Origin of the sequence: Acidovorax sp. ST3 (assembly GCF_003231145.1) — a bacterium.
In the GTDB taxonomy this organism is placed as follows: Bacteria; Pseudomonadota; Gammaproteobacteria; order Burkholderiales; family Burkholderiaceae_C; genus Acidovorax.
The window spans coordinates 1-560 of the sequence record NZ_QKVP01000112.1 but is presented as its reverse complement, the minus strand read 5'-3'; the positions used below and the strand labels follow the sequence as shown (position 1 = coordinate 560).

Genomic DNA, 560 nt, shown 5'->3' with positions numbered 1-560 from the left:
CGTGCACGACAGCTCACAAATGTGCCCACGACCGCCAGGGCGATGACGAACAGGAACAAGGCGACGCCGCGCTTCATGCCGCGACCCTCCCGACACCCATGCACAACTGCATGTAGGCGCGCTGGTGATGCGCCGGGACGAAGATGGCCTTGGAGCGCCAGGAGCAGGCTACGCCGACGGCATCGGCGCAGTCTTCCTGCGCCTGACGGTTGCCGATCGGAAGGGGGATGTTCTGCAGGCGAGCATGATCGACTGACGCTTTCTTCCAGTCGGGCTCAAACGCTTGCTTGCTCTTGTTATAGACCATCGGCGGTTTGAAGCCGGAGCCGAAGTAGGATGCATGCCAGCTGCGCGGCTGGAGCATCCCATAGGGAATGCCGAGGCCGTCGAGCACGCCGATCGCCACGCCGGCCAACGAATTGAGGGAGGCTGTGGTCGAAGCATTGATGCTTCTCTTCTCGTTGGGTTTGGCATTCTTTCCAGACCCATAGTCCATCACGATGCCCAAGGGAGTTTCGATCACCACGAAATCCGCGCGGTGATCCTCGTCCTGATAGAAT

General features: G+C 60.5%; 1 protein-coding gene. It reads right to left on the bottom strand.

All coding sequences use genetic code 11. From position 1 onward, the window contains the following. Positions 1–73: 73 nt before the first annotated feature. Positions 74–560, bottom strand: a 487-nt coding sequence (locus DNK89_RS24475) for a hypothetical protein (RefSeq protein WP_161958990.1), incomplete at its 5' end; no start/stop codon positions are given.